The following is a 24,355-nucleotide window of genomic DNA, read 5'->3' on the forward strand; positions in this document are numbered from 1 at the left end:
GCGATGACGCCGACATCGCACCGGACGGCGGTGACGCCGACCCCGCGCCGGACGGCGGCGGCCACGATCCTTTCCATCGCCCTCACCGGCGCGACACTGCGGGTGGCGGTGACCTCCGTGGGCGCGCTCCTGCCCGAGATCCGGGCGGCGCTGCACCTGTCCGACGCCGCGGCCGCGTGGCTGGCGGCCCTGCCCGTGCTCATCTTCGCCGTGCTCGGCGCGGCGACCCCGTTGCTGGTCCGCCGCGTCGGTCCGCGCGGCGCGATGGTGGCCGGCCTGCTCGTGAGCGCACTCGGGCTCGTCGGACGGGCGCTGACCGGCTCGGCCTGGGTGTTCGGGCTGTGCTCCGTGCTCGCCCTCTCCGGCGCGGCCGCGGGCAACGTCCTCATGCCGGGACTTGTCCGGCGCCACGGCGGTCAGCACCTCGGCGCGGCGACGGCGCTCTACACGACCGCGCTCGCCCTGGCCTCGGCCGGCGCGGCCGCGGGCAGCACGGCCCTGGCCACGTACGCCGGCTGGCGTGGCGGCATCGGCGTGTGGGCGCTCCTGAACGTGGCCGCGGCGTGCAGTTGGCTGCCGCTTCGCCGGCCGCAGGAGAGGCGCGGGCCCCTGCCGCGCCCCTCGCGCGGCCGGCTCCCGAGGGTGTGGTCGCGCCGGGTCGTGCTGATCACCGCGTTCTTCGGTTTCCAGTCGGTGCAGTCCTACACGGTCTTCGGTTGGTTCCCGACCCTGCTGCGGGACACGGGTACGAGCACGCCGGAAGCCGGAACGCTGATCGGGCTCTACGCGGTGGTCGCGGTGCCGGTGTACCTCGTCGCCCCCCGACTGCCGCCCGCTCGGCTGCGGATCGCGGTCCTCGGGCTCGGCCTGTGCCAGATCGCCGCCTATCTGGGGCTGATCGCCGACCCGGCCGGACCGACCTGGCTGTGGATGACCCTGGCCGGGATCGGCAGTGGCTCATTCGCGGTGGCCCTCCACCTCATCGCCGGAGCCGGGGCGGGGGCCGGCTCGACCACGTCGATATCGGCCGCCGTACAGGGCAGCGGGTATCTGCTGGCGGCGGCCGGCCCACTGCTCGTAGGGCTGGTACACGGCGTGACCTGCGACTGGGCCCCGTCTCTTGTCCTGCTCTGCGTGGCCGCGGTGATCTCGACATCCAGCGGACTCGGCAGCCTCGGACAAAAAGCGCCCATGTCTTGACACTCCAGACCGGCGCCCTTCATGATTTACCTATTCGAGAAAACATTTCATATAGCTAGAAATCTTCGCTGCGTTTCAGCCATGATCGTGAGACGCCGCCCCGACATCGGATAGGTCATCGTGAAAAGGGACATCGACGCCACCGGCGAAGAAGGTGACGGCACCCCGGGTGCCACACGGATCCGGTCCGTCGCACGTGCGGTCAAGCTGGTCCGCCTCGCCGTCGAGACCCCCGAGGGGGTGCCTGCCGAGCTGGCACGCAAACACCTCGGCGTCTCGCTGGCCACGGCGTACCACCTGCTCAACACGCTGGCCGAGGAAGGCATGCTGGCCAAGCACGACCGGCGCTACCACCTCGGGCCCACGGCCGGCCTCATCGCCGACGCCTACTCCCGCCAGGAGACGACGCCTCCGCACCTGCTGGCGCCGCTGGCCCGCCTCGCACGTGAACTGGGTGAGACGGTCACGCTGTGCCTGTGGCGCAACGGCGCCGTCGTGGAGGTGGCGGTACTCGAGGGCAGCAAGCCCCTGAAGGTCGGCGGGCGCACCGGCGGCCTGCAGTCCGACCTGCACGCACGCGCTTCCGGCAAGCTCCTGCTCGCCGAACTGGGCGACGCGGACCTGGAGCGCTACATCGCGGCCCACCCGCTGGTCGCGCGCACCCCCAACACGATCACCGACACGGACACCCTGCGCCGCGAGTTGGACCTCACCCGTGAGCGCGGTTGGGCCATGGAGCGCGAGGAGTGCGACAGCGGCGTCTCCTGCATCGCCACGTCGGTGACCGCGAACCAGATCGCCGGCGCGGCCGCCTACACGATCGGAGCGCCGGCCTGGCGCATGGCGGAGAACCAGGAAACGTACCTGGCCGCGCTGTTGCGGGCGGCGGCTGAAGCGTCCCCCGACTCTCCCCCCGGCACATCCGAATAGTTCGTTCTCCGCGCCGGCGGCTCGGTTCGTTGTCCCGATCCGCCCGCGCGCGGGTCCGCCGTACGCGGATTCCCGTATGCGCGTCCACCGCTCTTGCTTGGAGAGTTCATGACCACAACCAGTGCCTACATACCGACCGGGACCATGATCGAGCGCGCCCGTCGGGTGATTCCCAACGGCGCGTCCTCGGCCTGGCGCTCGGTGCACAACGAGGCGATCGTGCGAGCCGAAGGCGCCTACCTGTGGAACGCCGAGGGGCGGCGGTACATCGACTGCCTGTGCGCGTGGGGGCCGATCGTCATCGGCCACTGCGACCCGCGCGTGAACCAGGCCGTCCTCGACGCGATGAACACCTGTGACCTCACCGCGGTCGGACCCCACCCCGGTGAGGTCGAGCTGGCCGAGGCGATCTGCGAGGTGATGCCGTCCGCCGAGCGTGTCGCGTTCTGCCAGTCAGGCACCGACACCATGATGCACGCCGTGCAGGCCGTGCGGGCGTTCACCGGGCGGACCAAGCTGCTGAAGTTCCACGGCTCTTACCACGGCTGGAGCGATTCGCTGGCGGTCGGTGTCCGCTACAACGCCGCCGGTTCCCGCGGCCGCACGCTCAACGAGCCCGAGGGAGCCGGAATGCACCCGGCGCTCACGGCCGACGCCCTCGTGGTCGAGTGGAACGACCTCGCCGCGGTCGAGCAGGTCTTCTCCGCCCACGCGGGAGAACTCGCCGGCGTGGTCTGCGAGCCCTACTCGCAGGGTTTCGGCTGCGTCGCGCCCGCGCCCGGCTTCCTGGAGGGCATCCGCGCGCTGTGCACCAGGTACGGAGTGCCGCTCGTCTTCGACGAGGTCAAGACCGGATTCCGGCACCACGTGGGCGGTTACCAGGTCCTCTGCGGTGTGACCCCGGATGTCACGGCCTTCAGCAAGGCCCTCGGGAACGGCTTCGCCATCGGCGGTGTGGCCGGCAGCGCGGAGATCATGTCCGTCTTCGAGATCGGCCACAACGGCATGGAGGCCATCTGGGACGGCACCAGCAACTCCAGCCCGTATGCCATGGCGGCGGGGCTGGCGACGCTCGGCATCCTGCGCGACGGCGGCGTCGAGCGGCTGAACGTACTGGGTGAGCGGATGCGCGCCGGGCTGCGCGAGGCCGTCGCCGGGACCGGAGCCGTCGCGACGATCACCGGAGTGGGCGCGTCGTGGATGGTGTACTTCCTGCCGGAGGCGCCGACCAACTACCGGCAGGCGTTGCAGAACAACACCGCTCAGGCGACGGTCTACAACCGGGCCATGCGCGAGGCCGGGATCATGGAGCCGCTGGTCGGGCTGGGTGACCGCCGGCTGTGCCTGGCGATGACGGAGGACGACGTCGATGAGTCGGTCGAGGCCGCGCGGGCCGCGTTCCTGAAAGCCAAGGGCGTCTCATGATCTCCAGGGCGGAGGCGTTCGCGCGGGCGGACGATCCGTCGGCGGTCCCGCCGCGGGAGTTCCGCGGCTACGGCGCGCGCCCGCCCCACGTCGAGTGGCCGGGCGGAGCACGTCTGGCCGTCCAGGTCGTCGTCAACTACGAGGAGGGCTCGGAACGGTCCTTCCCTCGGGGCGACGGCGTCAATGAGAGCTTCCACGAGTTCCCCGAGGTGCTGTCCGGGCAGCGCGACCTCGATGTCGAGTCGGTCTACGAGTACGGGTCCCGCGCCGGCGTCTGGCGTCTGCTCCGGATCCTGGACGGCGCGGGTGTGCCCGTGACGTTCTTCGCGACCCCCACCGCGCTCGCTCTCAACCCCGAGCTGATCGAGCACATCCGCCGCCGCGGCGACGAGGTGGCCGCGCACGGATACCGCTGGCTCGAACACTACGAACTGGACCGCGACCTGGAACGGGAGTGGATCCGGCGCACCGTCACCGAGCTGGCCGAGCTCGTCGGCACCCCGCCACGCGGCTGGTACTGCCGCCAGATGAGCGTCCACACACGCGAACTGCTCGTCGAGCACGGCGGTTTCCGGTACGACTCCGACGCCTACAACGACGACCTGCCGTACTGGACGAAGGCCGGCGGTCAGGCGCACCTCGTCGTGCCCTACACGCTCACCGTCAACGACGCCCACTTCGTGCTCGCCCCGACCTACGCCGCCCCCGGTGACTTCTTCGACCTGGGCCGCCGCGCGATCGACCGGCTCTGCGCGGACGGCGACGACCGCCCCCGCATGATGTCGATCGGTCTGCACGCCCGTATCGCCGGGCAGCCCGGGAGGGCCGATGCCGTGGCCCAACTGCTCGACTACGCGGCTTCCCGCGACGACGTCTGGGTGGCCCGCCGCGTCGACATCGCCGAGGAGTTCGCCCGCCAGGTCCCGCCACCACAGGATGAGGAGGCAGCATGATCCCGCTCGAAGCGCCGGCCGACGCGCCGGACTACGTCGCCCGGGCCGAACGAGTGCTCCCCGGCGGGGCCTCCGGCAGCTGGCGAAGCTACGACATGCAGGTGGTGCGCCGCACCAGCGGCGCCCATATCTGGACCGCCGACGGAACCCGCTACATCGACCACATCCTGGCCTGGGGCACGGTGGTGATCGGCCACAGCGACCACCGCGTCAACCGCGCGGTCTTCGCGGCCGCCGAGCAGTGCGATCTCACCACGCTCGGCCCGCAGCAGGGCGAGGTCGAGGTGGCCGAGCGGATCTGCTCGGTCATGCCGTCCGCGCAGAACGTGGCTTTCTGCGTCTCGGGAACCGAGGCGACGCTGCACGCCGTCCAGCTCGCCCGGGCCGCCACCGGACGGACCAAGTTGCTGAAGTTCCACGGCTCGTATCACGGCTGGCACGACATGCTCGCCGTCGGGGTACGGGCGGCGCCGGGCCGGGAAGACCGTACCGACCTGCGGGCCACCGAGAGCGTCGGCATCCACCCGGCCGCGGCCGCCGACGTGGTCGTGGTCGAGTGGAACGACGCGGCGGGACTGGCCGAGGCGTTCGCCGCCCACGGTCCCGAACTGGCCGCGGCGTTCTGCGAGCCGTACGTCCAGAGCTACGGCTGCACCCCCGCGGAGCCGGGGTTCCTGGAGCAGTTGCGCGAACTGTGCACGGCGAGCGGCACCCTGCTCGTCTTCGACGAGGTCAAGACCGCCTTCCGACACCATCTCGGCGGCTACCAGGCCATCTGCGGCGTGATACCCGACATCACCACCTTCAGCAAGGCGCTGGGCAACGGGTACTCGGTCGGCGGGCTGGCGGGCCGGCGCGATCTGATGGCCGGCTTCCAGGCGGGCCATGCCCGCGGCGCGGTGATGGACGGGACGAGCAATGCCAACCCGTACGTCATGGCCGCCGCGACGGCGACCTTCGACCTGCTCGCCGACGGCGGGATCTCGCACATGGCCGCGCTGGGCGAACGGATGCGGGAGGGGCTGCGCCGTGAGATCGCCGCCGCGGGCATCCCCGCCTGCGTCACCGGGACCGGCGGTTCCTGGGCGCTCTACATGCGGCCGACGCCGCCGCGCAACTACGCCGAGGCCCTTACGCAGGACAACGCGCGCATGGTCGCCTACAACCAGCGGCTGCGCGCGCTCGGCATCATGGAGCCGCTCGTCCCCCTGGCCGACCGGCGGCTGTGCGTGAGTTCCACCGAGGACGACGTGGACGAGACCCTCGCCGCGGCGGGCAGAGCCATGCGGGCGATCGTATGAACTGGTGGACATATCTGCTCCGGCGGACCGGACTGGCCGCCGTCCAAGTCGTGGCCATCGAGATACTCACCTTCGTGATCCTGCGGGTGATTCCCGCCAACCCCGCCTACCGCATCGCGGGTTTCGACATATCGCCCGAGCACATCGCCCAGATCAAGGCCGAGCTGGGCCTGGACAAGTCCATCTGGGCCCAGTTGTGGGACTACGCCGTCGATGTGGCGCACGGCCGGCTCGGCACTTCCCTGTCCACCGGTGACCCGGTCTGGCACGACCTGCAACAGCGCGTACCCGCCACCTTGGAACTGGTGGTCATCGGCCTGGGCCTCGCCATCCTCATCGGCGTGCCGCTCGGCGTCTGGAGCGCCCGGCGCCGAGGCGGCGCCGTGGGCCGGACCGTACGCACCTACTCACTGCTCGCGGGCTCACAGCCCGACTACTGGTGGGGCCTGGTACTCGTCTTCGTCTTCTTCGTCGTCCTGAAGATCGCGCCGGGCCCGGTCGGACAACTGGGCATCGGAGCGGTTCCGCCCAACCACGTGACCGGCTCCTATCTGCTCGACAGCCTCCTCACCGGGAACTGGACCTCGCTCGGCTCGGTGCTCTCCCAGCTCGTGCTGCCTATCGCAACGGTGGTGATCGTCTACATGGCACCGATCCTCAAGATGACCACGTCGAGTTACCAGGACGCGATGCGGGCCGACTCCATCCGGCTGCTCCGCGCCTCCGGTGTGGGCGAGTCCCGTATCGCCCTCATCACCCTGCGGCTGGCCGCCCAGCCCATCGTGACGACCATCGGCATCTGCAGCGTCTTCCTGCTCGGCGGAGCGGCACTGATCGAGACCGTGTTCGGCTGGAACGGAGCCGCGCAGTACGCGGTCAACGCCACCGTCACCTCGGACTACGCGGCCATGCAAGGTGTGGTCCTGGTCATCGCGGCACTGGCCGCGCTGGCCTACCTGCTCACCGACGTCGTGCAGATGCTGCTCGATCCCCGGGTGCGATCGGGGCATGCCGAGTGACCGCGACGCAGATCCTCACCGAGGCGGACACCGCCGGCGGGCCGACGGCACCGCGGCACGGACGCGAACTGCTGCGCCGGGCACTGCGGGACCGGGCACTCGTCATCTCCGCCGGCTTCGTACTGCTCGAACTGCTGCTCGTGGTGCTGGCACCGCTGATCGCCCCGTACAGCCCGACCCAGTCGTCGCTGGCGAATCGGCTCCTGGCCCCCGGCATGCACCACCTGATGGGCACCGACGCCAATGGCACCGACATTCTCAGCCGGGTCCTGTACGCGCCCCGGATCGACCTGGTCATCGCCGTCGCCGCCACCCTGATCGCCGCCGCCGTCGGTACCCCGCTCGGCATCCTCGCCGGGTATGTCAAGGGCGCGGTGGGAGAGTCGCTGCTGCGCGTCGGCGACATCGTCCTGACCTTCCCGGTGTTCGTCCTCGCGCTGGTGGTCGTCACCGCGCTCGGCCAGGGCGAATCGAACCTCGTACTCGTCGTCGGGTTCGTCCAGGCACCCATCTACCTGCGGCTGACCTACGGGATCAGCGCCGCGCTCGCCGGCCGCGGTTACGTGGAGTCGGCACGCCTGTCGGGCGCCGGCCGGACCCGGATCATCCTCCGGCACATCCTGCCCAACGCCTCCGGCCCGCTGTTCGTCCAGGTGTCGGTCACGATCGGCCTGTCGATCCTGCTGGTCTCCGGGCTCAGCTACGTCGGCGCGGGCATCCAGGCGCCGACCCCCGAGTGGGGATCCATGATCGCCACCGGGTCGCAGAACCTGGCCACCGGCCAATGGTGGACGTCGGTCTTCCCCGGGATCGCGATCGGGCTGACCGTCGTCGGCTTCGCCGTCCTCTCCGAACGCATCTCGCGTCTGTTCGAACCGGGAAGCGCCGGCTCGGAGCCGAACTCATTCACGTCTTCTCAGACACCTAGCTAGGAGCAGGACATGGAGCAGGAATTCCTCCAGAGCAAGCGCACCCGGGAGATCGCCGCCGATGCCCTGTCCGGCGCCAGCCGCCGCTCGGTGCTTCAAGGCGGACTGCTGGCCGGCGGCGGACTGCTGCTGGCCGCGTGCGCCGGCACATCGCCGTCGAGCACGAACTCCGCGACCGGCAAACCGGGCGGCAAGACCCTCGTGGTCGCCGCGCCGAACACCCCGCTCACCGGCGACCTGGAAGGACCCACACTCGGCGACGTCGAATCGCAGAGCACCATACTGTGCTGTTACGACGGCCTGATCGAGTTCAAGTTCAAGTCCTCCCCGGACGGACACCGCGAGGCCATCGCCACCGAGTTCGAGCCCCGCCTGGCCAAGTCCTGGACCCAGACCAGCCCGACGACCTGGCAGTTCGAGCTCGTACAAGGGGTCAAGAGCCCGTACGGCAACGAGTTCACCAGCGCCGACATCGAATATCTCTGGAACGTCTACACCCCCGGCCGCAAGAACATCGGCGCCTTCTTCAAGACGAAGATCGCGAAGATCGCCTCGGTGAAGGCAAAGGGCAAGTACACCGTGGTGTTCGAGACCGACGGTCCGGCGCCGATGTTCCTCCAGGTGATGACGACCGCGTGGTCACGCCCGTTCGACACCACGGAACTGAAGAAGCATCAGACCGCGGCCGACCCCTACGGGGCCAAGTGGCTCAACCGCAACGCCGCCGGCTACGGCCCCTACCGGATCACGGCCTGGAACCCCGGCTCGACGTTCACGATTCAGCGCCGCACCGACTACTACGGCACCGCGCCCTACCTGGACACGGTCACCTGGCAGCAGGTGCCCGACCCGTCCAACCGGCTGTACCTGCTCCTCAACGGCACGGTCGGGGCGGCCCGGGCGCTCCAGTACGAGGATCTGCGGAAGGTCACCGCGTCGAAGAAGCTCCAGGTCCAGTCGGCCCCCGGCAACTTCGGCCTGTACCTCCTGCTCGACTACAAGGTCAGACCCTGGAACGACGTGCGGATGCGGCAGGCGGTCGCCTACGCGATCCCGTACGCCCAGATCATCAGCAAGGTCTACTCCGGGTACGCCACACCCCTGAAGAGCATTGAGGTGCCCGCGTACGAGGGATACAGCGACGAGTTCTGGACGTACGACACCGACCTCGCCAAGGCCAAGGCACTGGTCGCAGAAGCCGGTGCCCACGGCGCCACGATGAAGCTGAGCTACACGGCGACGAACCCGCAGCACGAGCAGGTGGCGATCGCCGTCCAGACGTCCCTGGCCGAACTGGGCATCACGGTGACGCTGGACAAGATGCCGCCGGCCGCGTTCACCGCCGCGGCCGTGCAGGGCGGCCTGTCGGCCTTCCTGCACAACACCTACGCCTGGGTGGTCCCCACGACGACCTACGACCTGCTCCTGTCCAAGATGAACACGCCGAACGACGTCGTCCACTACGACAGTTCCGCCATCCAGCAACTGGCCACGCAGCTCTCGGGCGAACTGGACACCGCCACCCGCCTGGCGGGCGAGGCGGAGGCGCAGAAGATCATGGACCACGACCTGCCGTGGATCCCGATCTGCAACGAAGGCCAGCACGAGGCGTTCAGCACCGAACTGACGAATCTCAGCTGGGTACCGCACGGCGTGTTCCTGACCGAGTACCTGCTGCCGGCCCACGGGTCCGGCACCTACCTCGGGGCCGAGTGATGCCCGTGGAGTCCCTGGGCGCGCCCGGCCGCGCCGCCGCACCCGGCGCCGCCGACGGCAAGCACGGTCTGCTGGAGATCCGCGGCCTGAGCATCGAGGTCGCGGCCACCGGCACCCCCCTGGTCCGGGGCGTCGACCTGGCGGTCGCGCCGGGGGAGGTGCACGGGCTGGTCGGGGAGACGGGCGCGGGCAAGTCGCTGACCGCGTGGTCGGTGCTCGGACTGCTCCCCGACGGGCTCCGGCGCACCGCCGGATCGATCATGCTGGACGGCACCGACCTCGCCACGTGCGACGAGGACCATCTGCGCGCGATCCGCGGCCGCGACGTGGCGATGATCGTGCAGAATCCGCGCACAGCCCTGGTGCCCACCATGACGGTCGGCGACCAGCTGGCGCTGGTGCACCGGGCGCGCACGGGATCCTCGCGCAAGCAGAGCCGGGCCGCGGCAGTCGAGACCCTGGACTCGGTACGGCTTCCGGACGCGGCCCGGCGCTGCCACGACTACCCGCACCAGCTCAGCGGCGGCCAGGCCCAGCGAGTGGTCATCGCGATGGCGCTGCTGGACCGGCCGCGCCTGCTGATCGCCGACGAGGCGACGACCGGGCTGGACGTCACCGTGCAGGCAGAAGTGCTCGACCTGCTGAGGGAGCAGGTCACCGAGGCCGGCGTCGCACTGCTGCTCATCACCCACGATCTCGGCGTGGTCGCCAACTACGCCGACACGACCACGGCGATGTTCGCGGGCGAGGTGGTCGAGACCGGCAGCACCCGCGCCCTGTTCGACGCCCCGGCGCACCCGTATCTGCGCGGGCTGCTCGCGGCCGCCGACCTGGAAGCGCACACCTCGCGCTCCCGCCGCGCCGTCAGCGGGGCACCGCCCGATCTGGCCGCGCGGCCGCCCGGGTGCCAGTTCGCCTTCCGCTGTCCCTGGCAGGCCGAGGCATGCCTTTCGGGGGTGCCGCTGACACCGGTCGGGCCGGGCCACACGGCGCGGTGCGCGCGCACGGCCGAGCTGGACCGGCTGGAGGCAGAACAGGATGAGAGGCAGACATGAGCGCGATCGATACGCGGACGGGCCCTGAGCGGACCGCGTTGCTGGAGACCCGCGAGCTGTCCAAGGTCTTCCACGCGCGGCGGCGCGGCGGCGGCTCGGTGGCCGTGCACCCGACGACACTGCGCCTTGAGCAGGGCCGCTGCCTCGGCATCGTCGGGGAGAGCGGCAGCGGAAAAACCACGCTGGCCCGGATGATCTGCGGCCTGACCGTCCCCACCTCCGGGCAGGTGGACTTCGCCGGGACACCGGTGCGGCCGCGCCACGCCGCGGCCACGCTGCGCGGTCGCGTACAGATGGTGTTCCAGGATCCGTACGACTCGCTCAACCCGCGGCTGCGCGTGCTGACGTCGATTCAGGAGCCCATGCTGCTGAGCGGCCGGTACACCGCCGACGCGGCCCGTGACCGCGCGGGGCAGCTGCTGCGGCGTGTGCAGCTGGACGAGTCGTTCGGACATCGCTTCCCCGGCCAGCTCAGCGGCGGGCAGCTCCAGCGGGTCAGCATCGCCCGCGCGCTGGCGAGCGGCCCGCAGCTGATCGTCCTCGACGAGCCGACCTCCGCGCTGGACTGGATGACCCGCGGCGAGATCATCGACCTGCTCAACGAGCTGCGACGTGACCTGGACGTGAGCTACCTGTTCATCTCCCACGACATCGGCGCCGTGGCCGCGGTCAGCGACGAGATCGCGGTGATGTACTTCGGCTCGGTGGTGGAGTCCGGGCCGGCCGAGCAAGTCCTGCGAGCACCCGCCCACCCCTACACCCGGACCCTGCTCTCGGCCGTTCTGCAGCCGCGGGTGGGCAGCCGCGTCCGCGCCGAGGCGCAACCGCCGCCGCACCCGCGCAGCGAGGCCGCGAGCGGCGGGTGCGCATTCGTCCCCCGCTGCCCCGACAGCGTCGCGGAGTGCGCCGACACACCCCAACGGCTGCTCCCGCACGACGACGCGCGGTCCGTCGCCTGCATGCGCGTCACCGACAAGCCGGAAGGCCCCGCCGACGAGCCGGAAGGTCCCGCCGATGAGTGAGCCCCGCCCGGTGCTCGAACCCGAGGCCCGCGCCGCGCTGCGGGCCGTGGTGTCGCGTCTGATCCCCGCCGACGAACTCGGCCCGGGTGCGGTCGAGGCCGGCGCCGACGACTACATCGTCGCGGCGCTGCGGGGGGCGCTGGCATCCCGGGCCGACCGCTACCGCGCCGGGCTGGCCGCCATCGACGAGGAGTCGCTGCGCCGCACCGGCCACCGTTTCGCCGAGCTGGACCCGCCCCGCCAGGACGAACTGCTCCAGCGCTGGGGGCGGTCGCGGCCGCTCGCCGACTTCGTCGAGACGGTACGTGAGCACACCGTCGAGGGCTTCCTCGGCGACCCGGTGCACGGCGGCAACCGCGACCGGATCGGCTGGGACCTCATCGGATACACGCCGCCCGGACGGCCGTTCACCGCCGCGCAGCAGGGGGCACAGTGATCGTCCTTCCCCCTTGTGACGTGGTCGTCGTCGGCCTCGGCGCCGCCGGCGGACTGTCCGCGACGCTGCTCGCCGACGCGGGGCTGAGCGTGGTCGGGCTCGAAGCCGGACCCCGGCACGGCCCCGGCGAATTCGCCCCCGACGAGATCAGCCACGAGAGCCGCAACGTCCTCGGCGACGCCAAGGCCAACCACGAGATCCCGACCGTGCGGAGCTCGCCCGCCGAGCAGGCCGTACCGGCGACGGGCACACGCGGCCTGCTGATGATGAACGGCGTGGACGGGTCCAAGGTCCACTCCACCAATGTGAGCTGGCGGCTGTCGCCGTGGAACTTCGTCAGCCTGAGCGCGGTCCGCCGGCGGTACGGCGCCGGCGCGGTACCGCCCGGCTCCACCCTGGTCGACTGGCCGCTCGACTACACCGAGCTGGCCCCCTATTACGACGAGGTCGAGGCCCGCTACGGAATCTCCGGCCAGGCCGGCAACATCGCCGGACGCCCGCAGCCCGGCGGCAACCCGTACGAGGGCCCGCGCAGCGGCCCCTACCCCCTGCCACCCCTTCGGCAGACCGGGTACTCGCGGATGATGGGCGAGGCGGCGCACGGACTGGGCTGGTCCCCGTTCCCCACTCCCGCGTCCATCCGGTCCCAGCCGTACGCCGGGCGCGGCGCCTGCGTCTACTGCGGTTCGTGCACCTGGAACGGGTGCCGGTACGGCGCGAAGGCCCTGCCCACCCTGCACGGCCTGGACGACGCCGAGCGCGGCGGCGCCCTGACCGTGCGTACCGGTGCGCGGGTCACCCGTGTCCTCACCGACGAGGACGAGGCCGTCCGCGGCGTGGAGTTCATCGAGAACGCCACCGCCTACCGGCAGCCGGCCCGCGCGGTCGTGCTCGCGACCTACACCTACGAGAACGTACGGCTGCTGCTCCTGTCGGCGTCGCCCGCCTTCCCGCGCGGGCTGGCCAACAACGCCGGCAACGTCGGCCGGCACTTCATGACCCACAGCTTCCCGATGACCCTCGGTGTCTTTCCCGGCCGCGACCTGAAGCGCTGGGGCGGCACCGCGGCGCAGTCGGCCGCGGTCACCGAGTTCGACGCGGACCATATCGATCACAGCGGTCTCGGCTTCATCGGCGGGTCCGTGCTGATGACACCGGCCGAGAACAAGGCGATCTTCAACGCCCTGTGGACCCCTCCGTCGGTACCGCGCTGGGGCAGCGCGTGGAAGCGCTGGCTGCACGAGAACGCCCACTCGATCGGGTGGGTGTGGACGCTGCCCGATGTCCTGCCGTACGAGCAGAACGTCCTCGACCTGGATCCGGTCGCGCGCGACCGCGACGGCGTGCCGCGGATCCGCAGCACCTACCGGTACTTCGACAACGAAGTGCGCCAGACCCGCTTCCTGCTCGACCGGGCGGCCGAATGGCTGACAGCCGCCGGCGCGGCCGAGACCTGGCACCTGCCGACCGGGCCCACACCGGTGAGCACGCACGCGTACGGCGGCACCCGGATGGGAGACGACCCGGGAACGTCAGTGGTCGACCGCTGGGGCGAGGCCCACGAGGTGCCCGGTCTGGTGGTGCTCGGCGCCTCCACCTTCCCCACCAGCGGCGGGGTCAATCCCACCGAGACGGTGGAGGCTCTTGCCGTGCGCTCGACCCGGCACCTGATCGGCCGGCTCAACCGGACCCGGCCGGAACGATGCCCGGCGCCCCCGGGCGAGGCGAGCCCGGCGTCATGACCCGGCATCACGCGTCATGACCCGGCATCACCCGTCACACCTGTCAGCAAGTTCCGGGGCAAGCCCCGGAGCCCCGTGTCTTCAGTGAGGTCTTCCATGCCCACCAACACCCCTGCCCCCGTCGACCGGTCCGCCGTCGGCACCGCGCGTGTGAAGCGCGGTATGGCCGAGCAGCTCAAGGGCGGGGTGATCATGGACGTTGTCACCCCGGAGCAGGCGAAGATCGCCGAGGATGCCGGAGCCGTGGCCGTCATGGCCCTGGAGCGGGTGCCGGCCGACATCCGCAAGGACGGCGGGGTGGCCCGGATGTCCGACCCCGACATGATCGACGGCATCGTCGGCGCCGTGTCGATCCCGGTCATGGCCAAGTCGCGGATCGGCCACTTCGTCGAGGCCCAGGTCCTCCAGGCGCTCGGCGTGGACTACATCGACGAGTCCGAGGTCCTCACCCCGGCCGACGAGGTCAACCACTCCGACAAGTGGGCCTTCACCACCCCCTTCGTCTGCGGCGCCACCAACCTCGGCGAGGCCCTGCGCCGGATCGCCGAGGGCGCGGCGATGATCCGCTCCAAGGGCGAGGCCGGCACCGGCAACATCGTCGAGGCCGTCCGCCACCTGCGGCAGATCAAGAACGAGATCTCCCGCCTCAGGGGCCTGGACAACAACGAGCTCTACGCCGCCGCCAAGGAACTGCGCGCCCCCCTACGAACTGGTCAAGGAGGTCTCCGTCCTCGGCAGGCTGCCCGTGGTGCTGTTCTCCGCCGGCGGCGTGGCGACCCCGGCCGACGCCGCGCTGATGCGCCAGCTCGGCGCCGAGGGCGTCTTCGTCGGCTCGGGCATCTTCAAGTCCGGCGACCCCGCCAAACGCGCCGCCGCCATCGTCCGCGCCACCACCTTCTACGACGACCCCAAGGTCATCGCCGACGCCTCCCGCGACCTCGGCGAGGCCATGGTCGGCATCAACTGCGACACCCTCCCCGAATCCGAACGCTACGCCAACCGCGGCTGGTAACCGGCCCCCACCGCCGGGGCCGGCTGCGGATGAGGCTGCTGGTCGCCCGGTCCTGGGGCGCGCTGGTGGGGACGACGTCGAGGACGCCCAGCCTGGTCGCGGCGGTAATCGGTGCCGTCTGCACGGAAGCGACGCCGGGGGTGTGGCGGATGGTGGCGGCGAGGGTGTCGAAGGCAGTCGCGTCGGCCGGCCCGTGCAGCGGAGCGACCAGGACCAGAGGACCGTTGGAGCCGGGGCCGAAGCCGTCGGCGAGCGTGTCGTACGCGGTGCGGGTGGTGGTGCCGGCCGGGTCGTTGCCGGCGTCGGCGGAGCCCAGCCGCAGCGACAGGGTCGGGACGGACAGTACGGCGACGACCAGCAGGGCCACGACGCTGAACGCGGCCTTGTGGCGGCCGACGCGGCCGGCCCAGCGTCCCCAGAAACCGCTGCCGGCGTGGGCGGCCCGCGGGCCGGTGGCGGCCGGCCGTCGGCGTTGACGGCGACTGATCAGGCGGGTGCCGAAGACTCCGAGCATGGCCGGGAGCAGGGTGACCGTGGCGAGGAGGGTGAACAGGACGGTCGTGGCGGCGGCGATGCCGATGCCCTGTCAGGGAGGTGATCCGCAGGACGAGCATGCCCAGCAGGGCGATGATCACGGTGCCGCCGGCGAACAGGACGGCGCGTCCGGAGGTGTTCAGGACCCGCACGGCGGCGTCCTGTGGTGGCAGTCCGTCCCGCAGGCCGTCGCGGTAGCGGGTGACCCGGGGGCCGGTGTGGTCAGCCGACGGTGTTCGCCATGGCTTCGATCTGCGCCTCGACGAGGTCGGGGCGGTCGACGGGGATGTCGTGGGAGCTGTGGGCGGCCGTGACGAGGTGCCGGTTAGGCGCTGCCTCGGCGAACTCGGCCTGGGCAGTGCGCCATGCCTTGGCGTCGGGCGCCGAGGTCGGGAACGGGGTCTCCTCGGAGACGATGACGGTGGCGGGGACGCCGGTCGGCCACGTCATGCGGTGGTAGGCGTGCTGGTCCTGCGTGTAGTTGGGGGCGACGGCCAGCAGTTGGCGGTCCGCCTTCGTGACGGGGTGGCCCTTCAGCGCGTCGACCTGGGCCTGCGTGGCCGCGGCCACGCGGGCGATCTCGGTGTCGGTGCTGAACTGCGGCAGTGCGGCGTCGACGAGGACGGCTCCGGCGAACTGGCCGGGGTGCCGGCTGGTGAGGTAGGTGGCGATCTCGCCGGCTTCGGAGTGGGCCACCAGGATCACGTCGCGGGTGGCTCCGAGCTCGGTGAGTCCGGTCTCCAGGTCCGAGACGGCGTTCCGCACCTTCCACGGGCCGGGAACCGTGTCGCTGGCGCCCATTCCCTCTCGGTCGTAGGTGATGATCTCCGATCCGGTCTTCTTCGCCAGGACCGGGACGATGTCCTTCCAGTAGGAGGAGTCGAGGCCGCCACCGGCGTCCAGGACGATCGCTGGCCGGTGACCGGGGGTGACGTGGAAGGCCAGTCGGTGTCCTTCGTTGGTGATCATGTGCAGCGTCGGGTCGGTGCCGGTGCCGGCGGCCGGGGCGGCGCCGGTCGTCGTCGTGGCCGGGGTGCTCACGGCGGTCGTCGTGGCCGGGGTGCTCGCGGCGGAGTGCGACGCGGTGGTGCCGGAGTGCCCGCAGCCGGCGAGGATCCCGGTGAGGGCCGCGACCACGCCCACTGCGATGGCCGTGCGCCGGCTTCTGGTCGAGCGCGGGATCTTTGCGGTCATGATGGTCTCCCGGGAGCTGTGGTCGCGGCGGGGGTGGCCCGGCACGAGGGTGACGAACCGCTGCGGGCGCTGACCCCGCGCGAGCGGGAGGTGCTGTCGCTGATGGCCGAGGGCCGCTCCAACGCCGCAATCGCCGCCCGCATGTTCGTGACGGAGAAGGCTGTGAGCAAGCACAGCAACAGCATCTTCACCAAGCTCGGGCTGCAGCAGTCCGAGGAGGACAACCGCCGGGTCCTGGCCGTCCTGGCCTACCTCCAGGCGTGACCCGGCCCAGGACTCCGCCGAACGCCGCGGGCGGACCCTTCGAAGGGTCCGCCCGCGGCGTTCGGTGGCGTGGTGGAAGGCGTCAGACGACGGCCTTGCCGTTGCTGTACGCCTTCATGTTGTACGTCCCGAAACCGTTCTGGACCGGGTCGCCGGCCTTGTTGATGGCGTGCAGGATGCCGCCGCCGCCCGGGCCGTTGAGGCACACGGTCATCAGGTCGGTGAAGACGACACCGGGCGTGTCGGGGACCTCGTAGGCGCGGTCGGTGTAGATGTCGGCTTCGAGGTTGAAGAAGCAGTAGCTGCCCAGACCCCAGGCATGGTGCTCCCTGACCTGGTCGGCGACCTTGTAGGCCGCGTAGCCCTTGGTGGAGCCGTGCACCCAGGCGCTCTGCCTGGGTACGTCGTACGGGTGCTCGTTCTGGAAGAAGTACGTGCGGCCGTCGTCGCCGTTCCACAGCACTTCGTACTTCTGGTAGTGCTCCACGAACAGCCCGTACGCGGTGACGTGGTCGCCGTTCACCAGGAAGCCGGTGTCGGCGGGGTTGACCGCCCAGCCGACCGTGTCGTCCAGTCCGTGGTCGGCGCGCCACAGCCACAAGTGGTCGGCGAAGACGTCGTTGCTGTCGATCTGCACACTGACCCCGGCGCCGCCGGCGATGGCGCCGCCGATCCGGGCGAAGACGTCGAAGAGCGCGGTGGGGTCCGAGTCGTGGCGGCGCCGACTGGGCCCGTTCCCGACCCGCAGCAGCACCGGGGTGTGCGCCGAGGCCGCTTCGACGAGCACGCCGGCGACGGTGACGCCGCTGACGTCGGCGACCTCGATCAGCGTGTTGCCGTGTGTCGAGCGCAGCGTCGTGTAGCCCAGGCCCAGCACGACCGTGCCCGGCCGGGTGACCCGGATCGTGGAGGACAGGTTGTAGATGCCGGGTGTGAACAGCAGGTGCTGCCCGCGGTCAAGGGCGCGGTTGATCTCGGTGGCGGAGTCGCCGGGGCTGGCCACGAAGAAGCTGGACAGCCCGATGGTGCGCCCGGCGGCCCCTCCGCGCGCCCAGCTGGTGCCGGTGGAGTTCCGGCGCAGCGCGGGCACGAAGACCTGGTAGGAGCCGTGCCGGTCCACGGTCAGGAACGGCTTCTCGCGGACGACCGGGGTACGGTCGACGGTGGTGTAGGGCGGCGTCGGGAAGGACTGGGCGGGTGCGCCCTGGACGCCGACGAAGACCATGTTCCAGTTGGCGCCGGTCCAGCTGCCGAAGGTGCTGTTGCGGGACAGCCACTGCTGCTGCGAGCCGGACTCGACATAGCCGTCCACGACGCTGTCGGACAGGAAGCCGCCGCTGGACCACTGGTTGCCGGGCGGGCTCGGCCACAGCGTGATGTTGCCCTTGATGTGGACCCGGCGCATCGGGCCGGCCTGGGCGACGGCCCAGCGGTTGAGGCCGTCCGGCGGCACGATGGTCAGGTTCTCCACGGCGCGCCAGAAGTTCTGCGTGCCGTTGCCCTCGAACCACTGGGCGTCGACGGTGACATGACCGTTGATCACCACGTCGCCGGGGGCGGCTCCGAGACCGAGTACGTGGGTGTAGAAACCGACGTTGATGTCGATGTTGTAGGTACCCGGCCGGAACGCCAGGGCGAAGCGCTCGCTGCCGAACTGGTTGGACTCCTGCTTGGCGAACACGGCGTCGACCTTGGCCTGGACCGCGGCGTCGCCCATGGACGGGTCGAAGACCAGGACGTTCGGGCCGAGTTGCGCGGCTCCGTGGTGCGCGGCTCCGTGGCCGCAATCGTTTCCGTGCCCGTGCGACGACGAGGCCGACGCGGACGACGCGAGGGCCTGTCCGGCGGAGATGCCGCCGGCCAGCGGCACCGCGGCGGCGACGGCAGCGCCGCGCAGCAGGGTACGACGAGTGGGGATGACAGACACAGCTCTCCCTGGACGTGGTGGACGGGACGGCCGCGGCTGGTCCCTCAGCCGCAGAGAGCGCTCTCAGGCACGCAGTGAATCACTGCGGATATGCAGCGTCAATAAGACGGTGTCCGCGACATGTTGAGAGACTGACGGACCGTTTGCTCCAGCGGATGGCGGCAGCGAGGCAGGGGAAGGTCAGGTGATTGCTCCTGGACCACGCACGGCTCTTGGGCCTGAGCCCGGCGCACCCCCTGCCGGCCGTCCAGGCCGCCGTCCATGCCTCCGCCCGGGGCGCCGCGCCACTGTGGGCGCGGCGCCCTGGTCGGGCCGGGCGCCGCTGTCGTTACACGTGCGCCTGGGCGGTCGCGGGAGCCGACTGGTTGCCGACCGCGTCCACGGCGATGACCTGGAAGAAGGACCAGCCGGTCGGCGGCGAGTCGATCCGGAAGGTGCCGTACGGGCCGGTGGGCACCAGCAGCCCCGGGGTCAGCGGGGTGTAGGGGCCGGCCAAGGTCGCGGACCAGTGGACCAGGTAGCCGACGGTGTCCGAGCCGGGAGCGATCGCGTTGTCCCACTGGATCTCGAGGTAGCCCGGAGGCGTGTGAAGTCCCGCCGACAGCCGGGAGGGCATCGGCGGGGCCTGGAGGTCGATGTCCTGCCGCACGGTGGCCGGAAGCGACCGGGTGCCGGACCCGTCGACCGTCACCACCGCGTAGTACCAGCGCGGGGCGGTACGGCCTGCCGGGTCGGTGAAGGTGGTCGCGGTCACGGGCGTCGGGGTCAGCAGGTTGTCGGCGACCGCGACGCCGACGGCGTCGCGTGAGCGGTAGACGAGGTATCCGGCCGCCTCGGGGGTCGTGCTCGCCACCCAGTCCAGCCGGACGCCCTTGTCGACAATGGCGGAGGCCAACGTGGTGGCACGGGCGGGGACGGCCACGCCGACCGGGTAGGGGCGGACGGCCTCACCCGGGCTGGAACTCTTGGACTCGTTGCCCGAATAGTCCACGGCCGTGACCACGTAGAGGGCGGAGAGGCCGGGCGCGGCGTCATTGTCGGTCCAGCTCCGCTGCTCCTTGACCAGTTCGGCCACCAGGGCGTAGCCGTCCGTGCTGTCCACCGACTGGTAGACCCGGTAGCCGGCCACGTCGGGGGTCGGTGACGCGTCCCAGGTGACGACGATCGCCTGGCCCTGGACGGCGGTCCGGGCGACGCTCGGGGCCGCCGGTGGCCGGGTGTCCAGCGCGGTGGTGAAGACCGGCTGGGAGGGGGGGCCGCGGTGCCCGCCCTTGTCCTCGGCCACCACCTCGTAGCCGAGCTCGGTGTGCAACGGCGGCAAGGAGTCCAGCCAGGCGGTGGTGCCGGCCGGAACCGAGGCGATCTCGGCGTAGCCCGCGTCCGGGGCGTCGCGGCGCAGCACGTGGTATGCCTTGAGATCGGACTCGGTGTTGCCCGACCAGTGGAGGGCGACACCCGACGTGTCGGGGGTCACGGTCAGCCCGGTGGGTGCGGCCGGCGGGGCGTCGGAGTCCCACCGGACGTACACCCTGGTGTCACTCCGATTGCCGGCGGCGTCGAACGCACTGATCAGGTAGGAGTCGACGGAAGCGGCGTCGGGTGCCCTGTCCCCGTAGCCCGCGAAGAGCGGCGAGGACAACGCGACCTGCTGGACGGTGCCGTCCTTGAGGTAACGGCGGAGTTCGAACCGTACGGTGTCCGTGTCGGTGGGCGGGTCCCAGCGCACCGAAACCTGGGTCTTCGCGTAGTTGAGGACGGCCTGGGCGCCGGTGGGCGCCGGCGGTGGCGTGATGTCCGGCGGAACCGGCCTGGTGGCCGAGGTCTGCGCGGGGGCCGACTCGTGGCGGACACCGAAGATGTCCGGCTTGCTCACCGCGGTGACGCGGTAGTAGGCGACGCTGCCGACCGGCGCCTGGCTGTCCTGGTACTGCGGGGCGGTGATCGGCGTGGCGGTGAGCCTGGTGTACGTTCCGGCCGCGGCGGTGGAGCGGTAGACGTTGTAGCCGTGGGCGCCGCTGCCGGCCGGGTTGTCGCCCCAGCCCAGGGTGATGCCGCCGGTGGCCGCGGTCGCCTTCAGCCCGGTGGGCACCGGCGGTGTGACGCTGCCGTCGTCAGGGCGGGTACCGCTGGCCGACGCGGGGGTGGACTCGTTTTTGGCCTCGTCCACAGCGGTCACGCGGTAGTACGCCCGGACGCCGATCGGTGCCTTGGCGTCGTGGAAGAGGTTCATGGCCACCGGCGCGGTGGTGAGCCTGGTCCAGGGCCCGGTGGCGGACAGCGACCGGTAGACGTGGTAGCCGACGACATCGCCCACGACATCGTCCTGGCTGGGCGCCCAGGTCAGAGCGTTCTCTTCCGGGTAGGTGTCCACGTCCAGATCGGTCGGTGGCCGCGGCGCGGTGGTGTCGGCGGGCACGGCGCCGACCGAGGCCGAGGCACGCGACTGGTTGCCGCTGCGGTCGACACCGGTGATCACGAACCAGTACTTGGTGCCGTTGTGCAGCCCGCTCGCTGAGAAGGAGTTACTGGTGCGCGGCTTGCTGCCGCTGATCCGGTGCGAGGTGTTCAGCGGGACCGGCAGGCTGGTGTTGCGGTAGACACGGTAGCCCGCGAGGTCGGCCTCGACGTTGCGGGACCAGCTCAGCGACGCCTTCGTGTCCCCGCGGACGGCCTTGACGGCGGTCGGCGCGGCGGGTGCGGTCCGGTCGCTGGTGGTGGCCGGGGCAAGCCCCACGCTCACATTGGCCTTGCCGGTGGCGGCGAAGTAGTCGACCCGGAGGGTGTGCGAGCCGGCGGGGACGATGACCCGTACGGTCTTGCGCTGGGTGGAGCTGTAGTCCCGCCACAGATTGATGTACCGCTTGCTGTCGATCCAGACCCGGATCCCGTCCTGGCCGGCGACGGAAAGGTTGAAGGGCCCGCCGCCGCCGAAGTCGCGCTTCATGGTCCAGCGGACGGAGAAGTTGTTGTTCGGCAGCGCGATACCGACGGGGTGGCCGCTGCCCCAGTTCTTCTTGATCGAGGTGTCGCACAGCGACTTCTTCGGGGTGCCGCTGAACTTCTTGTTGGCGTAGTAGCTCGCCTTCCAGACCCCGGCGGCGCAGGTCACCGAGGCGACGGGCGCGGCGGCGACGGGTACGGCGGCACGAGGCGGCGCGCCCTGGAGGGTACCGGCCAGCAGCGCGGCGGCGACCGCAGCGGGCCAGAGCAGTTGGCGCATGCCCATGTGAGCGGCGGTCCTTCCGTGGACGGAGCTGACCCGGGGATCGTGGCAGAGATGGCGGCCGTGAGGAGGTTGTATGGCGAACTTGTGTACGACCTGAAACATAAGCCGGTTCGTCGGCCCGCGGGTCGCCCGGTCGGCCGAACTGCACGGTCCTGACGCCCGGTTGACGGTCGCCGCTCTCGGGAGCCCTCCGGGTGGTCGGCGTGGTGGCCGGTACCGGCGGCGGGGTCCCGGACGGGTACGGGTGGGGACGAGGCTGCCGATTGGATCGGTGCCCCGGCGACGCGGGCAGCCGGACGCGCACGACCGCTCGCGTGGCGGCTTCCTCAAGTGCGTCCGCCGCCTGTGCGAGCCGGCCTTCTCGGGCCAGGCGCGCCGCCTTACGCGGGGCCCCTCCTCGCCCCGCCGCAGGTCGGCAGCCGTCCCCCTCGGTCTCCAGCCGGGGTCCACCGGGGTTCCAGGGCCGGCGGAGAACCTCACCTCGGTTCGTACGACGGGCGCGGCTGACGAAGGGAACCGGTGAGGCGGCATGGCAGTGGAGTCGGCCACTTTTCGGGAGATGTTCGGCATGTTTCCGACCGCGGTCTCGATCGTGACGGCGATGGAGCGCGGCGAACCGCGCGGGCTGACCTGCAGCGCGGTGTCGGCGGTCTCCATGGACCCGCCCCTGCTGCTGGTCTGCGTGGACAAGGCGTCCCGGACGCTCAACGCGCTCATGACGTCCGAGGGCTTCGTCGTCAATGTGCTCGCCGCGGGCGGTCAGGACATCGCCCGGCTCTTCGCGAGCAGTTCCGTCCGCAAGTTCGCCGGGGTGCCGTGGCTGCCCTCCTCCTGGGCCGGCGGCGCGCCGCTGCTGACCGACGTCGCGCTCGCCTGCGCCGAATGCTCGGTTGAGCAGACCGTCGAGGCGGGCGACCACTGGATCTTCATCGGCCGGGTCGAGGAGGTCTCGGTCTTCCCCCGGCAACCCCTGCTCCACCAGCGCGGGAGGTTCGACATCTGGACGGACCGCGCCCAGGAGCCTCAGGCCCGGCGGTGACGCGAGTCCCGCCGGCCGACGGCATGTGACACCGCGGCCCATGACGCGGCGGCAGTGCCCGTCCGGCAGAGGACGGGGAGTGCCGCCGTTCGGGCGCCCTGGTCAGGGCTCGTCCCCGCGGCGCCGGTCGTCGGGTCGCCGGTCCCTGAGCCGCCGGTCTGCGAGCCGTCCGTCCCGCGGGGTCGGTCCCGCCGTGTGCCCGGCTTCCGGGCCTGCCATGGGGGGCGGGCCCGTCGTCGTCAGCCGCCGGACGTCAGCAGCGCCTGACGGGCGAAGGCCGTCGCCGCCGCGTCCCAGCGCAGCACCAGATGCGTGTCGGCGGCGGTGACGTCCCGCCACATCCGCTGCAAAGGCGCGCTCTCGTCCTGCGCTCCGGTGCCGGAGGCACGCAGGAGCCGGGTCACGGCCTGTACGGCGGCATCGGCCCCGAAGGCGCAGTCCCGGGTGCTGCGGGCGATGTGCCAGGACGAGACGAGCAGGGCGTCCGCGCTCCGGGCGGCGCGTTCGAGGAGCAGCCAGGCGGCGTCGAGTTCACCGGACGTACGGGCCAGGACGTCCGCGGACCACGCGTTGTCGGCGGGCGCCGCGCGGCGGGCCGTCTCCTCCGTCCACACCCGCAGCGCGCCCTGCCCCGCGCCGACGATCGGGGCGGCGAACGACAGGCAGTTGACGGCCCTCAGCGGTACGCGTCGGCAGACGGCGTCCGGGTGCGGGGCCTGCCCCCGGTCCAGCGCGGCCCGGGAGACGCTGCGGGATTCCGGCACGAACAGGCCGGTGACACTTACCGAGTTGCTGCCGGTCGCGCGCATGCCGACGCTGCGCCAGGTGTCCTCGATCCGGTACTGCTCGCGCGGCACGGCGAAGAACCGCAGTTCGTCCCCTTCCGCGACGCCGCACAGCAGGGCCCACGCGGAGGCGTCGGCGAGGCTGACGTAGGACCAGCGACCGCTCAATGTCCAGCCGCCCGGCACCCGTTCGGCGAGCCCGGTCGGCATCAGGCCGCCCACCACCACGGTGTCGGGACCGTCCGCCCACAGCTCGCCCTGGCCCTCGTCGGGCAGGTACGAAGCCATCCGGCCGAGGCTCGCGGTGAGCGAGGCGCACCACGCGGCCGACGTGCAGCCCTGGCCCACGGCGGCGACGGCCGAGAGGGCGTCGGTGAACGTCCCGTCGTCGCCGCCCCAGCGGGCGGGGACGAAGTGGCGGGCGAAGCCGGCGTCGACGACGGCCTCGATCACCTCGGGCGAGAGCTGTCTGGCACGCTCGGCCGCCATCGCCCGCTCGAAGGCGAGCTTCGCGACGGATTCCGCCTTGGCCGTCAGGCCGGTGGCGGCCGGCTCACTCATGGACATGCCCAGCATCTCCTCTGCGTGGTGTTGCACGGTCTGTGTGGTGTTCCGGCGGGCGCGTGGGACGGTCCCTGCGGGGGCC

Annotated in this window: 18 protein-coding genes and 3 pseudogenes; 15 read left to right on the plus strand and 6 right to left on the minus strand. The window is 71.4% G+C overall.

Annotated elements, in window-relative coordinates:
- Positions 1–3 precede the first annotated feature (3 nt).
- From OHA30_RS14160 to pdxS, 13 genes and pseudogenes are all read left to right on the plus strand, one after another.
- Positions 4–1,200: an MFS transporter gene (locus tag OHA30_RS14160; protein WP_328914196.1), complete on the plus strand. Its 1,197-nt coding sequence runs from the start codon at positions 4–6 to the stop codon at positions 1,198–1,200.
- 120 nt (positions 1,201–1,320) lie between these two features.
- The gene (locus tag OHA30_RS14165; protein WP_328914197.1) at positions 1,321–2,130 is read left to right on the plus strand and encodes an IclR family transcriptional regulator; all 810 of its coding nucleotides are present in this window, start codon (positions 1,321–1,323) and stop codon (positions 2,128–2,130) included.
- 108 nt (positions 2,131–2,238) lie between these two features.
- Positions 2,239–3,555, plus strand: coding sequence for an aspartate aminotransferase family protein (locus tag OHA30_RS14170; protein WP_328914198.1), 1,317 nt, complete (start codon positions 2,239–2,241; stop codon positions 3,553–3,555).
- Complete coding sequence (locus tag OHA30_RS14175; RefSeq protein ID WP_328914199.1) at positions 3,552–4,508, plus strand: polysaccharide deacetylase family protein; 957 nt, start codon at positions 3,552–3,554, stop codon at positions 4,506–4,508. Before OHA30_RS14170 ends, OHA30_RS14175 begins: the two co-directional genes overlap by 4 nt.
- Positions 4,505–5,809 carry an aspartate aminotransferase family protein gene (locus OHA30_RS14180; RefSeq protein WP_328914200.1) on the plus strand — a complete coding sequence of 435 codons (1,305 nt, stop codon included), beginning with the start codon at positions 4,505–4,507 and terminating at the stop codon, positions 5,807–5,809. Before OHA30_RS14175 ends, OHA30_RS14180 begins: the two co-directional genes overlap by 4 nt.
- The gene (locus OHA30_RS14185) at positions 5,806–6,828 is read left to right on the plus strand and encodes an ABC transporter permease (protein WP_328914201.1); all 1,023 of its coding nucleotides are present in this window, start codon (positions 5,806–5,808) and stop codon (positions 6,826–6,828) included. Before OHA30_RS14180 ends, OHA30_RS14185 begins: the two co-directional genes overlap by 4 nt.
- Positions 6,825–7,760 (plus strand): ABC transporter permease, encoded by a 936-nt coding sequence (locus tag OHA30_RS14190; protein WP_328914202.1) that lies wholly within the window; start codon positions 6,825–6,827, stop codon positions 7,758–7,760. Before OHA30_RS14185 ends, OHA30_RS14190 begins: the two co-directional genes overlap by 4 nt.
- A gap of 9 nt (positions 7,761–7,769) precedes the next feature.
- Positions 7,770–9,473: an ABC transporter substrate-binding protein gene (locus tag OHA30_RS14195; RefSeq protein ID WP_328914203.1), complete on the plus strand. Its 1,704-nt coding sequence runs from the start codon at positions 7,770–7,772 to the stop codon at positions 9,471–9,473.
- Positions 9,473–10,528: an ABC transporter ATP-binding protein gene (locus tag OHA30_RS14200; protein WP_328914204.1), complete on the plus strand. Its 1,056-nt coding sequence runs from the start codon at positions 9,473–9,475 to the stop codon at positions 10,526–10,528. The genes OHA30_RS14195 and OHA30_RS14200 overlap by 1 nt, the downstream gene beginning before the upstream one ends.
- Complete coding sequence (locus OHA30_RS14205) at positions 10,525–11,550, plus strand: ABC transporter ATP-binding protein (RefSeq protein ID WP_328914205.1); 1,026 nt, start codon at positions 10,525–10,527, stop codon at positions 11,548–11,550. The genes OHA30_RS14200 and OHA30_RS14205 overlap by 4 nt, the downstream gene beginning before the upstream one ends.
- Positions 11,543–11,986, plus strand: coding sequence for a gluconate 2-dehydrogenase subunit 3 family protein (locus tag OHA30_RS14210; RefSeq protein WP_328914206.1), 444 nt, complete (start codon positions 11,543–11,545; stop codon positions 11,984–11,986). Before OHA30_RS14205 ends, OHA30_RS14210 begins: the two co-directional genes overlap by 8 nt.
- Positions 11,983–13,728, plus strand: coding sequence for a GMC family oxidoreductase (locus OHA30_RS14215; RefSeq protein WP_328914207.1), 1,746 nt, complete (start codon positions 11,983–11,985; stop codon positions 13,726–13,728). The genes OHA30_RS14210 and OHA30_RS14215 overlap by 4 nt, the downstream gene beginning before the upstream one ends.
- Positions 13,729–13,824: 96 nt before the next feature.
- Positions 13,825–14,740 (plus strand): annotated as a pseudogene (pdxS, locus tag OHA30_RS14220) (pyridoxal 5'-phosphate synthase lyase subunit PdxS).
- On the opposite strand, the gene OHA30_RS14225 reads toward pdxS, so the two are convergent.
- From OHA30_RS14225 to OHA30_RS14230, 3 genes and pseudogenes are all read right to left on the minus strand, one after another.
- On the minus strand, positions 14,688–15,320 hold the full coding sequence (locus OHA30_RS14225) for an MMPL family transporter (protein WP_328917860.1): 633 nt from the start codon (positions 15,318–15,320) through the stop codon (positions 14,688–14,690). The pseudogene pdxS and the gene OHA30_RS14225 overlap by 53 nt on opposite strands.
- A gap of 16 nt (positions 15,321–15,336) precedes the next feature.
- Positions 15,337–15,468, minus strand: a pseudogene (locus OHA30_RS33975) (MMPL family transporter); the annotation flags it as partial.
- 28 nt (positions 15,469–15,496) lie between these two features.
- Complete coding sequence (locus OHA30_RS14230; RefSeq protein WP_328914208.1) at positions 15,497–16,468, minus strand: alpha/beta fold hydrolase; 972 nt, start codon at positions 16,466–16,468, stop codon at positions 15,497–15,499.
- A gap of 45 nt (positions 16,469–16,513) precedes the next feature.
- Between OHA30_RS14230 and OHA30_RS14235 the strand changes: the two are divergent.
- A pseudogene (locus tag OHA30_RS14235) lies at positions 16,514–16,732 on the plus strand (helix-turn-helix domain-containing protein); the annotation flags it as partial.
- Between the two features lie 82 nt (positions 16,733–16,814).
- Here OHA30_RS14235 and OHA30_RS14240 read toward each other — a convergent pair.
- Both OHA30_RS14240 and OHA30_RS14245 read right to left on the minus strand, forming a co-directional pair.
- Positions 16,815–18,659 carry an adenylyl cyclase gene (locus tag OHA30_RS14240; protein WP_328914209.1) on the minus strand — a complete coding sequence of 615 codons (1,845 nt, stop codon included), beginning with the start codon at positions 18,657–18,659 and terminating at the stop codon, positions 16,815–16,817.
- 328 nt (positions 18,660–18,987) lie between these two features.
- Positions 18,988–21,885 (minus strand): fibronectin type III domain-containing protein, encoded by a 2,898-nt coding sequence (locus OHA30_RS14245; RefSeq protein ID WP_328914210.1) that lies wholly within the window; start codon positions 21,883–21,885, stop codon positions 18,988–18,990.
- 529 nt (positions 21,886–22,414) lie between these two features.
- On the opposite strand from OHA30_RS14245, the gene OHA30_RS14250 reads away from it, so the two are divergent.
- Positions 22,415–22,924 carry a flavin reductase family protein gene (locus tag OHA30_RS14250; RefSeq protein WP_328914211.1) on the plus strand — a complete coding sequence of 170 codons (510 nt, stop codon included), beginning with the start codon at positions 22,415–22,417 and terminating at the stop codon, positions 22,922–22,924.
- A 239-nt stretch (positions 22,925–23,163) separates the two neighbouring features.
- Here the strand turns inward: OHA30_RS14250 and OHA30_RS14255 are convergent, their stop codons facing one another.
- Positions 23,164–24,306, minus strand: a complete 1,143-nt coding sequence (locus OHA30_RS14255; protein ID WP_328914212.1) for a hydrolase — start codon at positions 24,304–24,306, stop codon at positions 23,164–23,166.
- Between the last annotated feature and the right edge of the window lie 49 nt (positions 24,307–24,355).

It is taken from the genome of Streptomyces sp. NBC_00223, assembly GCF_036199905.1.
In the GTDB taxonomy this organism is placed as follows: domain Bacteria; phylum Actinomycetota; class Actinomycetes; order Streptomycetales; family Streptomycetaceae; genus Actinacidiphila.

Bases quoted from the DNA above. Each gene is read 5' to 3' on its own strand.
- OHA30_RS14160 (WP_328914196.1), top strand. From the start codon at position 4: ATGACGCCGACATCGCACCGGACGGCGGTGACGCCGACCCCGCGCCGG.
- OHA30_RS14195 (WP_328914203.1), top strand. From the start codon at position 7,770: ATGGAGCAGGAATTCCTCCAGAGCAAGCGCACCCGGGAGATCGCCGCC.
- OHA30_RS14170 (WP_328914198.1), top strand. From the start codon at position 2,239: ATGACCACAACCAGTGCCTACATACCGACCGGGACCATGATCGAGCGC.
- OHA30_RS14250 (WP_328914211.1), top strand. From the start codon at position 22,415: ATGGCAGTGGAGTCGGCCACTTTTCGGGAGATGTTCGGCATGTTTCCG.
- OHA30_RS14210 (WP_328914206.1), top strand. From the start codon at position 11,543: ATGAGTGAGCCCCGCCCGGTGCTCGAACCCGAGGCCCGCGCCGCGCTG.
- OHA30_RS14175 (WP_328914199.1), top strand. From the start codon at position 3,552: ATGATCTCCAGGGCGGAGGCGTTCGCGCGGGCGGACGATCCGTCGGCG.
- OHA30_RS14180 (WP_328914200.1), top strand. From the start codon at position 4,505: ATGATCCCGCTCGAAGCGCCGGCCGACGCGCCGGACTACGTCGCCCGG.
- OHA30_RS14245 (WP_328914210.1), bottom strand. From the start codon at position 21,885: ATGGGCATGCGCCAACTGCTCTGGCCCGCTGCGGTCGCCGCCGCGCTG.
- OHA30_RS14200 (WP_328914204.1), top strand. From the start codon at position 9,473: ATGCCCGTGGAGTCCCTGGGCGCGCCCGGCCGCGCCGCCGCACCCGGC.
- OHA30_RS14185 (WP_328914201.1), top strand. From the start codon at position 5,806: ATGAACTGGTGGACATATCTGCTCCGGCGGACCGGACTGGCCGCCGTC.
- OHA30_RS14230 (WP_328914208.1), bottom strand. From the start codon at position 16,468: ATGACCGCAAAGATCCCGCGCTCGACCAGAAGCCGGCGCACGGCCATC.
- OHA30_RS14205 (WP_328914205.1), top strand. From the start codon at position 10,525: ATGAGCGCGATCGATACGCGGACGGGCCCTGAGCGGACCGCGTTGCTG.